The sequence below is a fragment of the Propionigenium maris DSM 9537 genome (assembly GCF_027925155.1).
GTDB lineage: Bacteria > Fusobacteriota > Fusobacteriia > Fusobacteriales > Fusobacteriaceae > Propionigenium > Propionigenium maris.
In genome coordinates, this window is the sequence record NZ_BSDY01000044.1 from 1 (window position 1) to 14566 (window position 14566).

General features: G+C 43.0%; 13 protein-coding genes. All 13 read left to right on the forward strand.

Annotation, left to right across the window (positions count from 1 at the left end; translation table 11 throughout):
- Window positions 1-299 (forward strand): PLP-dependent transferase (locus QMG11_RS19460; protein WP_281838031.1); only part of this gene is annotated, 299 nt, incomplete at its 5' end.
- A gap of 52 nt (window positions 300-351) precedes the next feature.
- Window positions 352-1707, forward strand: a complete 1356-nt coding sequence (locus QMG11_RS19465; protein ID WP_281838032.1) for a Na+/H+ antiporter NhaC family protein — start codon at window positions 352-354, stop codon at window positions 1705-1707.
- A gap of 487 nt (window positions 1708-2194) precedes the next feature.
- Window positions 2195-2413, forward strand: a complete 219-nt coding sequence (locus tag QMG11_RS19470; protein WP_281838033.1) for a hypothetical protein — start codon at window positions 2195-2197, stop codon at window positions 2411-2413.
- A 266-nt stretch (window positions 2414-2679) separates the two neighbouring features.
- On the forward strand, window positions 2680-3732 hold the full coding sequence (locus QMG11_RS19475; protein WP_281838034.1) for an aldose epimerase family protein: 1053 nt from the start codon (window positions 2680-2682) through the stop codon (window positions 3730-3732).
- A gap of 13 nt (window positions 3733-3745) precedes the next feature.
- The gene (locus QMG11_RS19480; RefSeq protein ID WP_281838035.1) at window positions 3746-4933 is read left to right on the forward strand and encodes an ROK family transcriptional regulator; all 1188 of its coding nucleotides are present in this window, start codon (window positions 3746-3748) and stop codon (window positions 4931-4933) included.
- Window positions 4934-4975: 42 nt separating this feature from the next.
- A complete protein-coding gene (locus QMG11_RS19485) occupies window positions 4976-6142 on the forward strand; it encodes a galactokinase (RefSeq protein WP_281838037.1) in 1167 nt (388 codons plus the stop codon).
- A 26-nt stretch (window positions 6143-6168) separates the two neighbouring features.
- On the forward strand, window positions 6169-7710 hold the full coding sequence (galT, locus tag QMG11_RS19490) for a UDP-glucose--hexose-1-phosphate uridylyltransferase (protein ID WP_281838038.1): 1542 nt from the start codon (window positions 6169-6171) through the stop codon (window positions 7708-7710).
- Between the two features lie 145 nt (window positions 7711-7855).
- Window positions 7856-8170: a rhodanese-like domain-containing protein gene (locus QMG11_RS19495; protein ID WP_281838040.1), complete on the forward strand. Its 315-nt coding sequence runs from the start codon at window positions 7856-7858 to the stop codon at window positions 8168-8170.
- Window positions 8157-8675, forward strand: a complete 519-nt coding sequence (locus QMG11_RS19500) for an NUDIX hydrolase (protein ID WP_281838042.1) — start codon at window positions 8157-8159, stop codon at window positions 8673-8675. Before QMG11_RS19495 ends, QMG11_RS19500 begins: the two co-directional genes overlap by 14 nt.
- A gap of 242 nt (window positions 8676-8917) precedes the next feature.
- Window positions 8918-9781 (forward strand): RluA family pseudouridine synthase, encoded by an 864-nt coding sequence (locus QMG11_RS19505; RefSeq protein WP_281838044.1) that lies wholly within the window; start codon window positions 8918-8920, stop codon window positions 9779-9781.
- A 225-nt stretch (window positions 9782-10006) separates the two neighbouring features.
- Entirely contained in the window at window positions 10007-11020 is a 1014-nt protein-coding gene (gene gap / locus QMG11_RS19510; protein ID WP_281838046.1) for a type I glyceraldehyde-3-phosphate dehydrogenase, read from the forward strand.
- 105 nt (window positions 11021-11125) lie between these two features.
- Window positions 11126-12319, forward strand: coding sequence for a phosphoglycerate kinase (locus tag QMG11_RS19515; RefSeq protein WP_281838048.1), 1194 nt, complete (start codon window positions 11126-11128; stop codon window positions 12317-12319).
- Between the two features lie 602 nt (window positions 12320-12921).
- Window positions 12922-14280: an alanine/glycine:cation symporter family protein gene (locus QMG11_RS19520; protein WP_281838051.1), complete on the forward strand. Its 1359-nt coding sequence runs from the start codon at window positions 12922-12924 to the stop codon at window positions 14278-14280.
- Window positions 14281-14566: the final 286 nt, after the last annotated feature.

Consider the following 14566-nt stretch of genomic DNA (forward strand, 5'->3'; position numbering starts at 1 on the left):
ATGAGATTGCAAAAGAGCAGATGAACGGCTTTGGTGGAATCATGGCCTTTGAAGTTAAGGGTGGAATAGAGGCAGGAAAGACTCTATTAAACAGCTTAGAGCTTTGTACATTAGCAGTAAGCCTTGGGGACACTGAGACACTTATTCAGCACCCAGCATCTATGACTCACTCTCCATATACAAGGGAGGAGAGACTGGCTGCAGGAATAGCTGACGGACTTGTTAGAATCTCAGTGGGGCTTGAGAACGCAGAGGATATCATAGAGGATCTTAAAGAGGGATTAGCTAAGTTAGTTTAATTTTAGTGACCTCTCCACACACGTGGAGAGGTTTTTTAAAAGGGGGAGAGTTATGGAATATGGAAAAAATATAAGGGGAAGTTTTAAGGGTCTGATTCCGTTTTTAGTCTTTGTTGGGCTATACTTGGGGAGCGGATTGATCCTTCAGTCTAGAGGAGTGGAGCTGGCATTCTATCAGTTCCCAGCACCGGTAGCGGTCTTTGCAGGAATAGTTGTTGCTTTCATCCTATTCAAGGGGAGTATAGGAGAGAAGTTTGACACATTTGTAAAGGGATGCGGTAACCAGGATATAATAATAATGTGTATCATCTACCTTCTGGCAGGAGCCTTTGCAGGGGTATCAAAATCCATGGGGGGAGTTGATTCCACTGTAAACCTAGGACTGACCTACATACCGGCACAGTATATCGCACCGGGACTATTTATGATAGCAGCCTTTATCGCTACAGCTACAGGAACCTCAGTGGGATCTATAGTTGCAGTAGCTCCAATTGCAGTGGGGCTGGCTGATAAGGGAGGACTGTCACTGCCACTAGTACTTGCAGCAGTAATGGGAGGATCCATGTTTGGGGATAACCTATCGGTTATATCGGATACCACAATAGCAGCTACGAGAACTCAGGGTGTTGAGATGAGGGATAAGTTTAAGGTAAATGTCTTTATAGCAGCTCCAGCAGCGGCACTGACACTGCTACTACTTCTGGTTATGGGGAGACCAGAGGTAATACCAGAGGTTCAGTCATATGACTACACCCTTATAAAGGTTATTCCATATATATTTGTACTTGGGCTGTCCCTGGTTGGAATCAATGTATTTGTGGTTCTTACAGGGGGAGTACTTCTCTCTGGTGTTATAGGAATGGCCTACGGAGACTTTACTCTTCTTGGACTGTGTAAGGAAATCTATGGAGGATTCACCAATATGAATGAGATCTTCCTGCTGTCCCTTCTTACTGGAGGACTTGCAGCTATGGTAACCAAAGCCGGGGGAGTACAGTGGCTTCTGGAGAAGATACAGAAGAATGTAAAGGGAGAGAAATCTGCTCAGATAGGTATAGGTGCCCTTGTAGCCCTTACTGACGCAGCAGTGGCAAACAATACAGTGGCCATCATTATCAATGGTCCAATAGCTAAGAAGATGTGTGAGAAGTACAGAGTTGACCCTAGAAGGAGTGCAGCACTTCTGGATATATTCTCATGTGTGGGACAGGGAATGATACCATATGGAGCCCAGATGCTTATCCTTCTTGGGTTTACCCAGGGAGCTGTATCACCACTTCAGTTGATGCCACTTCTATGGTATCAGCAGCTTCTGGCTATCTTTGCCATCATATCCATCTTTATACCTTTTGCAGACAAGCTCATAAGGGAAAAGCCTTGGGAGTGGGCGCTGGAAGAGGGAGAATAAAAGTTAGTTAAAAAGAGAGGCTGAGCCTCTCTTTTTTTTATTGTTAAGTAAAGAATAGAAATTTATAAATCCCTTACCTTTAAACAATGAATGCTCCAAGGGATTATCAGGATACAGGGCACCCTTATTTTATATAGGTGATGTTTTTTGAACTCACAGTAAATTTTAAGGAATATAAAAGAATAGGATAAGGTTTAGAGTTTATCCTTATTATAGAAGGAAAGGAGTAGAGCAATGAACAAAAAATAAAAAAATTAAAAAGTTTAAGACAACTAAAAATCATTATTAATAAAGCTTAAAAAGCGAATTTAATTTCTAGAAATTAATTATTAAATTTTGGTGTCAGGTGACGTACCAGAGCGAGGAAAAAATCCATATAATAAGCACATAAAATAACAGATCGGAAGCAAAGAAAAGTGAAAAGTACTAAATTAAAGGTACAGTGAATGATTATCGAATTTTGAATTGTTTTAGGGAGATGAGAGAAATGAAAAAAATGTTGTTAATAGGAATGCTTGTAATTGGTGGATTATCATATGGAAGAGATTTTGAGAGAAGAGAGAGTCAGGAGCTTCAGGTAGTTCAGAGTGTAAGTTCTGAGGATCAGTCGATGATCTCCAGAGAGAGAACAGAAGGCAATATGGAAGTATACTCAGAGTTCCACAGAGATCTTGAGAATATGGACAGAGGACATGAGAACAGGTAAAAGGATAAGTAATAGCTGTAAAAAATAAAAAAACTCCCCAAAAGGTGAAGATCCCCGTCTTTACCTTTTTTTATTTATCAAGAATTAAAAGCTGAACTTAATTAATTTAGTTAACAAAGTTAGAGGGGAAGACCTCCTGATTTCCTGAGGGGAATTAAATATTAAAAAAAATGTAAAAAATATATGGAAAAGAGGAGGGGGAAGTTGAATAAGAGAATTGTAAAAAGAGGGGGGATGGAGTAGTCTTTATAATAAGGAGGGGACAGATGATAACAAGGTCTAATTTTGGTAAGTTAAAGGATGGAAGAGAAGTAGTAAAATACACCCTTAGGGGTGATGAGATAGAGGTAAGTATTCTTAACTATGGAGGAATCATAACTGAGATACTCCAGGGGGACAGGAAGGGGATAAGGAAAAATATAGTACTGGGTTACGACAATATAGAGGATTATGAGGAACGGTCTCCCCACTTTGGTTGCATAACTGGAAGGGTTGCCGGAAGGATAGCCGGAGGAGAGCTTGAGATAGACGGGAGAAGGTACAAGCTTCCTTTAAACAGCGGATCCAATACCCTCCACGGGGGAGTAAGGGGACTAGATAAGCAGATATGGGATGTAGAGGAGATATGTATAGAAGTAGACGGAAAGGTAGCTGAGGGGATAGAGCTCAGCTACACAAGTGAACACCTGGAGGAGGGCTTCCCCGGAGAGGTTACCTTCAGGGTAAGGTACCTGCTTTCAGGAGGAGAGTTGTCCATAGAGTACCTGGGGGAAACAGACAGAAAAACCTTCGTGAATCCTACCAACCATACCTATTTTAACCTTACTGGTGGTAGGGATAACGTGCTGGGACATGAGCTATACATAGATGCAGACACCTTTGTGGAGCTAAACGGGGAGAGCATTCCCACTGGTTTGAAGAAGGATGTAGAGGGAAGCATTTTTGACAGGAGAGAGGGAGGGAGTCTAAGGGGCTTAGATACCTCCAAGAATTCAGATATAGAGATAGTTGGGGAAGGATTTGACCACCCATTTATACTGAATAAGAAGGATGGAAGGGAGATCCATCTCAGAGAGGAAGAGAGCGGAAGAGGTGTAGAGGTAGAGACCAGCGAAGCAGTTGTTGTAGTCTACACAGGAAACTTTCTGGGAGATGAGGGAAGACTCAGCTGTGGAGCAGAATCCAGGAAGTATATGGGAATATGCCTGGAAACCCAGGACTACCCAGATGCTCCCAACCAGGAGCTGGGTGAGGTAAGATATGCAGAACCCTCGAAACCCTATAAGGCGTGGACTAAATACAGGTTTTTTACAGATTAGGAGGACGGGATAAGTGAAACCTTTAAAGGATAAGAATATCTTCAAGATACTTAAGATAGTAAGTGAGGAGAAGAAGGTAGCCAGAAAGGATCTGGCTAAGATGATAGAGATTACCCCTGCAGGGGTAACCAAGATAACCAAGAAACTCATCGACAGGGGGTACCTTATAGAGACGGAGAAGGGAGATTCCATAGGGGGAAGACCACCCATTATGCTGGAGTTAAACCCTGAAAAGGGATATATAGCAGGGATCTGCTACGGCCCTAAAAAGATAACGGGAGTCCTCATGAACCTTCACTGGGAGGTCCTGTGGAGGGAGTCCAAGAAGATAAGAAGCAAGAACCAGGAGGGTATCCTGGAGGAGAGTTTTGAAGTAATAGACAGCGTGCTGAGCAAGGCTGAGGGTACAAAGATAATGGGGATAGGGGTTGCCCTGAACGGACTGGTAGACAGCGAGGAAGGAATATCCCTCTTCTCTCCACACTACAGGTGGAGGGATGTACCTCTAAAGAGATACCTGGAGGAGAGGTACAACCTTCCTGTCTTTATAGATAATGACGTGAGGATGATGGCTGTGGCTGAGATGGAGTATGGAGCAGCCCAGGGAAAACCCTCCTTCGTTATGCTGAATATAGGAGAGGGAATAGGAGCAGGGATAGTCATCAATAACAGGGTATTTCGGGGGGGCAGCTACTCTGCAGGAGAGGTAGGTCACCTGAGGGTAAATGAAAATGGTAAAAGATTCTGCTCCTGCGGAAAGAAGGGCTGTCTGGAAGCAGAGGTATCCACGGAAAATATCCTGAACAAGGTCAGAGAGGAGATGGAGGCAGAGGAGATAAGGAGCTACCTCAACGAGATAAAGGACAGGGATCTGGTCTTTGGCGATATATGCGAGGGAGCCAACAACGGAGACTACTACTCCATCCAGATCCTGGAATTTATGGGAGAAAAGCTGGGAAAAGCCCTGGGGAGTGTTGTGAATATAATAAATCCTGAGCTCCTTGTTATAAACGGCGAAGTAAACAGATGTAAGGAGATCCTCTACCCGGTAGTGAAGCTGGCTATTCAGAAGTACAGCATGTACAACTCCGCCAAGAGGCTGGAGATAAAGGCCAGTGAACTGAAGGAGGATGGAGCTTCCATGGGGGCAGCAGCAGTTGTATACAGGAAGATGTTTAGCGGAGCCATAGAGATGGATTAAGGGAAGGTAATGGTTAAAGTAAGAATTGAAGGAGAGAGAAATATGATAGAGAGCTTAAAGAGGGTATTTGGAGAAAGGTTTGGAAGTACAGAGGGAGCAAGGGAGTTCTTTGCCCCTGGAAGGGTTAACCTCATAGGGGAGCATACAGACTACAATGGAGGAAATGTATTCCCGTGCGCACTGGATTTTGGAACATATGCAGTGGCAAGAAGAAGAGAGGATAGGATAGTAAAACTATACTCGGTAAACTTTGAGGATCTGGGAGTTATGGAGTTTTCAGTGGATGAGCTCATAAATAAAAGGGAGCACGACTGGGCAAACTACCCAAAGGGAGTGCTGGATATATTTAGGAGAAGCGGATACTCCATAGAGAATGGTTTTGAGGTGGTCTACGGGGGGAATATTCCCAACGGGGCAGGACTTTCGTCTTCCGCTTCCATAGAGGTGGTGACCTCAGTTATATTAAAGGAGTTATTTGAGCTGGAAAATACCATGATAGATGCAGTAAAGATGAGTCAGAGAGCAGAAAATGAGTTTATCGGAGTGAACTGCGGGATAATGGATCAGTTTGCCATAGGGATGGGAAGAAGGAACAATGCCATCCTCCTAGACTGCAACACCCTTGAATACACATACTCTGAGCTGAAGCTTGAGGATGAAGTGGTTGTAATAGCCAATACCAACAAGAGGAGGGGGCTGGCGGACTCCAAGTACAACGAGAGAAGGGGAGAGTGTGAGAGGGCCCTAGAGAAGCTTCAGGAAAAGATAGAGATAGGGGCTCTGGGAGAGCTGAGTATAGAGGAGTTTGAGAGTAATAAGGAAGTTATTGGGAATGAAACGGATACAAGAAGAGCAAAACATGCAGTGTATGAGAACCAGAGAACCCTTAAGGCTGTGGAAGCCCTCAAAAATGGAGATGTGGAGAAGTTTGGGAAACTCATGAATGAATCCCATGTATCTCTCAGGGATGACTATGAGGTGACTGGCAGAGAGCTGGATACCCTTGTGGAAGCGGCCTGGAAGCACGAGGGAACTGTAGGATCCAGGATGACTGGAGCCGGTTTCGGGGGTTGTACAGTTAGCATTGTAAGGAGGGATATGGTAGCTGACTTCATAGAGAGAGTGGGAACGGAATACAGGGAAAAAACGGGACTGAATGCGGATTTCTATGTGGCCAATATAGGGGACGGAGCCAGAGAGCTGAGATAGATTAGAGGAGATAGGCAGGGGGAAGGATGAATATTAACTATGAGATAGAGAGGCTGATACAGCACGGAATAAGAAGGGGTCTTATAGATAAGCTGGATAAGGTGGAGGCAACCAATAGGGTTATAGAGGCATTAAATCTGGATGGATTTACCATCTCAGAGGCTGAGATAGAGAGGATAGGAGCAGAGGACAGGGAGCTGAAGCTGCCAAGTGAGATCCTCAATAACATCCTGGATTATGCAGCGGAGAATAAAGAACTAGGGGTACTGGAGGAGAATACCGTTACCTACAGAGATCTTCTAGACTCCAAGATAATGGGAGTTCTGACCCCCTCAACCTCCACTCTTGTAAGGGAGTTTGAGAGGCGGAAGAAGATATCTTTGGAAAGCGCTACAGATTACTACTATAACCTCTCCCAGGCAACCAACTACATAAGGATGGACAGGATAGCAAAGAACATGCACTGGTACAGCGAAACTGAGTATGGAAGGCTGGAGATAACCATAAACCTCTCCAAGCCCGAAAAGGACCCCAAGGCCATAGCAGCGGCTAAAAATATTCCTGCAAGCTCATACCCGAGATGTCTTCTATGCAAGGAGAACTCCGGTTACAGGGGAAGGTTAAACCACCCAGGAAGGCAGAACCACAGGGTGCTTCCCATGGAACTTCAGGGAAGGGAGTGGTATCTTCAATACTCTCCTTATGTATACTACAATGAGCACTCAATTATATTCTCAGGAAAGCATGAGCCCATGAGTATAAACAGGGACACATTTGATAAGCTCCTGGAGTTCACAGAGAAGGTCCCCCACTACTTCTGCGGCTCCAATGCAGACCTTCCAATAGTAGGAGGATCCATCCTGAGCCACGACCACTTCCAAGGGGGAAGACATGAGTTTCCCATGGAGGTAGCAGCAGTGGAGAGGAACCTGGTTTTCAATGGGTTTGAGGATGTAGAGGCTGGAATAGTCAGGTGGCCAATGTCTGTGATAAGGATAAATCATCCAAACAGAAGAAAGCTCACCGAGCTGGGAGATAGGATACTCAAAGCCTGGAGGGGGTACTCGGATCCAGAAGCGGAGATCTATGCCATTACAGGTGAGGAACCCCACAATACAATAACTCCCATAGCCAGAAGAAAGGGAGAGAGGTATGAGCTGGACCTGGTTCTGAGAAACAACAGAACCACTCCTGAGCATCCTATGGGACTCTTCCATCCCCACGAGGAGGTACACCACATCAAGAAGGAGAATATTGGACTTATAGAGGTAATGGGTCTGGCTGTGCTTCCAGGAAGACTCAAGGAGGAACTGAATATTCTTCAAGAGTATCTTCCAGAGGAGGATTGGGAGAAGAGGATCCAGGAGGATGAGAGAGTGGAGAAGCACCTTCAGTGGTGCAGAGAAATGAGGGAAAGGTTTGAGATCACCCGGGCGAATGTTCCCGACCATCTTCAGGAGGAGGTGGGAAGGAAGTTTTCCAAAGTTCTCGAGCATGCAGGAGTATTCAAGAGAGATAAGGCGGGGCAGCAGGCCTTTGAAAGATTTGCAGATGAAGTAAATAGATGATGGAAGGGGTCGCCTGCTTACTAGGCGGCCCTTTTATCTTTTAAGAAGTTTGAAGTGGAGAAGGGATTGGAGTATAATTGATTTAGTATGTTGATTTGAGATTTCAAGGGATCGGGGAGACCGATTGATTTGGAGGTAGATAGATTTGTATAGAGATATAGGGGTAGAGGAGGCCAGGAAGCTTATAGAGGCTGGAAATCTTACGGTTCTGGATGTAAGACTGAGGGAGGACTGGGAGAGGGAGAAGCTCCCAGGGGCGATAAATATATTCTTCGGAGAGTATGACTTTGAGGAGGAAGCGGATGAACTTCTAAAGGATAAACCCTGTCTGGTTTACTGTAAGGTAGGTGTGGGAAGCTTAAAGGCTATAAATATGATGGAAGATTTAGATTTTGAGGAGCTGTATCATATGGCTGGAGGAATAGATAAGTGGAAGGAGATGGGATATGAAACTGAGTGATCTAAGATTTTTAAAGATAAAGGTGGAGAAGCATCCGGTTACAGATATAGATCTGGAGTATATAAAGAAGCCAAATGCTATAGGGGTTATGATACTCAATGAGGCAATGGATAAAACCCTCCTTGTAAAGCAGTACAGACCTGGAATATCAGGGGAACTTCTGGAGATACCAGCGGGAATAATAGAGGAGGGGGAGACGGCGGAATCTACCCTCATAAGGGAGATCAGAGAGGAGACGGGATACCACAGAGAGGACTTTGAGCTTCTCTATGAGAGCAGGAAGCCTCTCATCCTTTCGCCAGGATATACAACTGAGGGGCTCTATATTTATATAGCAAAGCTTCACGATGACAACAAGAAGCCCCTGGACCTTGAACTGGACGAGGGGGAGCACCTGACATGTCATTGGATAGATATAGATGAGGTTGATGGTATAACTGTAGATCTGAAGACTCTCTATGCCAAACAGGTCTTTGATAACCTGAGATTACAGGGAAAGTTATAGAGAGACAAAGAGCGCGCCCTTTGTGGCGGGCTTTTTTTGTTTTTTGGCTTTTGATGGAGTGAAACTATTAAAGGTTTCCTCTCCAGAGGTAAAAAAAACTAAAGGTGGAGAAGGTCTTTTTCTGAGCTAAAGGCTAAATCGCTTCTGAACTTCGAGATTATAAAAATTTTCTGGATATTTAGAAAAAAAATTATGTTAAAATACTTTATAGGGCTCAATTTGAGATGAAAGCGGAGGTAGAAATGAAAAAGTTTATTGTGGAACCTGAATACAGCGGATACAAGATATCCAAATACCTGACTGAGGTAAAGGGGTACTCAGGAAGAAGTATCAGAAATTTAGAGATATATATGAACGGAAAGAGGGTAAAATCCTCTAAGAAGATCAGAAAGTTAAATAGATTGTCGGTAAAGGAAAGGGAGAAGGGGACAAACCTGCTCCCTATAGAGATGGATTTAAAGGTAGTGTATGAGGACAACAACCTCATCCTCATAGATAAGGAACCCTTTATAATAGTTCACCCTACCTTGAAAAAGGTGGATAAAACCCTGGCTCATGGGGTGATCCACTACATGCAGGAGAAAACCGGAAAGATCCTGGCTCCAAGGTTCTTTAACAGGTTGGATATGAATACAACGGGAATAATTGTGGTGGCCAAGAATGGTTATACCCAGGCCTATCTTCAGGAGAGGGCAACCCTTAGAAAACACTATCAGGCAGTGGTACACGGGATAGTTGAAGAGGATGAGTTTATCATCGACAAGCCCCTTGGAAGAGTAGGGGATGAACTGAGAAGAAGGGTTATAGAGGTAGAAGACGGAGGTCAGGAAGCCAAAACAGCAGTGAAGGTTCTCAAGAGGTATCCAGATAAGAATATTACGTTAATAGAACTTGAGTTATTCACAGGAAGAACACACCAGATAAGAGCTCACATGGAGTCTATTGGACACCCAATTGTGGGAGATGAACTTTATGGAGGATGGGATGAAAGGGCAGAGAGACAGCTTCTTCATTCCTATAAGCTAGAATTTACTAACCCTGACACTGAAAAGCAAGAAATAGTAGAGGTTAGCTTACCAGAGGATATGTTAAAAATATTGAAATAATTAAAATGGTTGATTTTTTACCCAAAATAAGTGTAAATTTAGGCCTGTCTGGTTAATTGACAAACCCCTTAAATTAGGTTATAGTTAGAGTGTGGAAAGTGGTTTAAAAGAGTACACAAATAATACGTAGTCTGACACCATGACCATAATTAAATTTAAAAATGTAAACAACATAATGTGTAGACACACGATATTTTATTTAGATATTTCAAGGAGGATTTACCAATGGCAGTTAAAGTTGCAATTAATGGATTCGGAAGAATTGGAAGACTAGCTTTTAGATTAATGTTTGATTCACCAGAGTTTGATATCGTTGCTATCAACGACCTTACAGATTCAGAAACACTAGCATACCTACTAAAGTATGATACAGCTCAAGGAAGATACAAGGAGAATTCAATCTCTCACACTGAGAACGGAATCGTTGTAGACGGAAAAGAGCTTAAAATATTTGCTGAAAGAGACGCTAAGAACCTTCCTTGGGGAGAGCTTGACGTTGACGTAGTACTTGAGTGTACTGGATTCTACGTATCAGCAGAAAAGTCACAGGCACACATCGATGCAGGAGCAAAGAAAGTAGTAATCTCTGCACCAGCTTCAGGAGACCTTAAGACTATCGTATTCAACGTAAACGATGAAATTCTAGACGGATCTGAGACAATCATCTCTGGAGCTTCTTGTACAACTAACTGTCTTGCGCCAGTAGCAAAGGTTCTTAACGATAACTTCGGAATCGCTAAAGGATTCATGACTACTATCCACGCATACACTAACGATCAGAATATCCTAGACGCACCTCACGCTAAGAACATCCACGCTAGAAGAGGAAGAGCTGGAGCGGCTAACATGGTTCCAACTTCAACTGGTGCAGCTGTAGCAGTAGGAAAGGTACTTCCTGAGCTTCTTGGAAAGCTTGACGGTGGAGCAGTAAGAGTTCCAACTGTAACTGGTTCTTGTGTAGACCTAGTTGTAGAGCTAAATAAGAAAGTAACAGTAGAAGAAGTAAACGCAGCTATGAAAGCAGCAGCAAACGAAACTCTTGGATATACTGAGGACCCAATCGTATCATCTGACTGTATCGGAACTCACTTCGGTTCTTGGTTCGATGCTCAGTGTACAAAAGTAATGGAAGTAGACGGAAAGCAGTTAGTTAAGATGCTTACTTGGTACGACAACGAGATGTCTTACACAGCTCAGCTTGTAAGAACTTGTAAGAAGTTCGTTGAGATCTCTAAGTAATTAATTTACTCAAAGACTTATTAACTAAATAAAAATAAATAGCGGAAACTTCGGTTTCCGCTTTTTTTGAAGACATATAACCAAAATTTTAGGAGGAAACTTAAAATGGCAAAGAAGATGTTAACTGATATACAAGTAGCAGGAAAAAAAGTATTAATGAGAGTAGATTTTAACGTACCAATGAAGGACGGAAAGATCACGAACGACAATAGAATCGTAGCGGCAGTACCTTCGATCAAGCACGTTCTTGAGCAGGGAGGAAGAGTAATTGCATTCTCTCACCTTGGAAGAGTAAAGACTGAAGAGGATAAGGCTGGTAAATCACTGGCACCGGTGGCAGCAAGACTTGCTGAAGTTCTTGGAAAGGAAGTTAAGTTTGTAGCAGCGACTAGAGGAGCAGAGCTAGAGGCAGCAGTAGCTGAACTTAAGGACGGAGAGATCATGATGTTTGAAAACACTAGATTTGAAGACATCGACGGTAAGAAGGAATCTAAGAACGATGCTGACCTAGGAAAGTACTGGGCATCCCTTGGAGATGTATTCGTTAACGATGCATTTGGAACTGCTCACAGAGCTCACGCTTCAAACGTAGGAATCGCTTCAAACATCGAGGAATCAGCAGCTGGTTTCCTTATGGAGAAGGAGATCAAGTTCATCGGTGGAGCAGTAGATGCACCTGAGAGACCACTTGTAGCTATCCTTGGAGGAGCTAAGGTTTCAGACAAGATCGCTGTAATCGAAAACCTTATTCCAAAGGCTGACAAGATCATCGTTGGTGGAGGAATGATGTTTACTTTCCTTAAGGCAAAGGGACTTAACATCGGTAAATCTCTATGTGAAGAGGACAGAATAGAGCTTGCTAAGGAGCTTATGGAGAAGGCTGGAGACAAGCTTGTTCTTCCAATAGACACAGTAGCAGCTAAGGAGTTCGCAGCAGATGCTGAGCACAGAACTGTAGCAGTGGCTGACATCGCTGAAGATGAGATGGGTCTAGATATCGGAGCAGCTTCAACCGAGCTATTCGCTAAGACTCTTGAGGGAGCAAAGACTGTAGTATGGAATGGACCAATGGGTGTATTTGAGATGGCTAACTTCGCAAAAGGAACTATAGGAGTTTGTGAAGCTATCGCTAACCTTGAGGGAGCAACTACAATCATCGGAGGAGGAGATTCTGCTACTGCAGCTATCGACCTTGGATTCGCTGATAAGTTCACTCACATCTCAACTGGTGGAGGAGCATCTCTTGAGTACCTAGAAGGAAAGGTTCTTCCAGGTGTAGATTCTATATCTAACAAGTAATAAATTTTATGGGCATCGGTTTATACTGATGCCTTTTTTTATATAAAGAAGGCAAGGTTATATGGTTGGTTTGACTTGGTATAGGAGGAGAAGGCTTATTCTTACCTTTAGTAATTGAAATTTTAATGGGAAGGACCCTTGATTAAAATCGGAAAAAATGTTATCATCTTAGCAATAAAATTTCGGAGGAAGCAAAGATGAATAATAAAAACTTTGTGACAACTTCATACTACTATTATTATAGAAACCAGGATTTGAATTAATTCTTAAGCAATTTAAGAAATTATACAAATCCATTTTGTGTTACTATAAAATTTTAGTAGGATGGATTTGTATCAAGGGATGTTATTTTAGCCTGTAGGTACCCACCTACAGGCTTTTTTTATTTTTAAATCAAGGGAGGAAGAAGGATGTTTAGGACTAACTACTATTACTACTATTATTATAAGTCAGATCTGGACTATGCCATATGATGGTATAGATACAGATCTACTTTTGATGGTTGGTCTGTATCCTGATTGAACTTCTTTCTCATTGAAAGAGCTCGAGGTGCAGACCTTGGGCTTTTTTTATTGGATGTTTAAAGTATAGGGAGAGGATAGATGTTGAAGAATATTGTAGAGGTTGTAAATGGAATCTTATGGGGTCAAAACTTGTTGGTATGGCTGCTTATTGGAGCGGGTTTGTTTTTCAGTTTGAAGACTAAGTTTGTTCAGCTGAGGTTATTTAAGGAGATGGTTAAGCTTCTTACAAAAGGAAATAATCAGAGGAAAAATGGAGTAACCTCCTTTCAGGCATTTTGCATCAGTACGGCATCGAGAGTGGGAGCAGGAAACCTTGTGGGAGTAGTGGCTGCTGTTTCAGTGGGGGGAGCCGGATCTATCTTCTGGATGTGGCTCATGGCGATAATTGGTTCTGCATCTGCCTTTGCAGAGACCACGCTGGCTATCATCTACAGGGAAAGGAATAAGGAAGGTAAGTTTGTAGGAGGACCGGCATTTTTCCTTAGCAAGGGCTTGGGGCAGAAGTGGCTGGGAGTACTATTCGTAATATCAGCTCTCATATGCTGGGCTGGAGTGATGCAGGTTGTTTCCAACTCTGTAACTGAGTCCTTCAGAGTGGCCTTTGGGGCAGATGAACTTGTCGTAACAATTGTGGTGATCCTGTTAACAGGTATAGTTATCTTTGGAAGAGGAGACAAGATATCTCCCCTGCTGTCCAAGCTGGTTCCTCTTATGTCAGCATTCTACCTTCTGGTGGTACTTTTCATAGTAGTTAAAAACATTACCCTAATACCAGGACTTATCTCAGACATAATCTCTCAGGCACTGGGATTCAAGCAGGCAGTTGGGGGAACTCTGGGAGCTGTAGTTATGAACGGGGTAAAGAGAGGACTCTTCTCCAATGAGGCAGGAAGCGGAAGTGCACCTTGTGCAGCAGCCTCTGCAGATGTAGATCACCCAGCTACCCAGGGGCTGCTCCAGGCACTGGGAGTATTTGTGGATACTATTCTAATATGTACTGCCACAGCTCTGGTAATGCTTCTGGCAGATATAGACAAAACAAATCTTATGGGAATGGAGTTTCTTCAGGAGTCGTTCAGATACCATGTAGGAGACTGGGGAGTTACCTTTATAGCTATTATGCTCTTCCTATTCTCCTTCAGTACGGTACTGGGAATAATGTTCTACGCTAAGAATAATATAGTATTTTTATCTGAAAGGGAGATATTTCAGAAGGGATTTAAGGTTCTTATGCTGATAATGCTGTTTCAGGGAGGGATGCAGCAAAACTTCTTTATCTGGTCTCTGGCAGATTTTGGAATAGGGCTGATGACCATAGTTAACCTAATAGGAATATTCCTTCTATCTAAGAAGGTAGAGGAGTGTTTAGAAGACTATGAGAAAAATGTAGTGGGAGCTGAATCTGCAAAGGAGAGTGCAGCCGTGGAAGGTCTATAGTAAGAAAACTTAGAAAAGGAAGTGGAATTCCAAGGTTTATAAAGGGTATCCAAAGGGTAATGTCTTATAATTCTTAGGGGAAGGGCTGCTTCCTTTTAGTTTTTATAATAAAAAATTAAAAAAAGTGTTGACGGGAGGCTGTAATAGTGATATTATACTTCTTGTCCGCGAGGGAAACTGAAGCGAACGAGTCAAAGGACATTAGCAATTAAATAGAGAAGATAAGTCAGAAAGACGAAATGATTTTTTAATCAATTCGCAACCAATAATTAGGTGTATAATCACG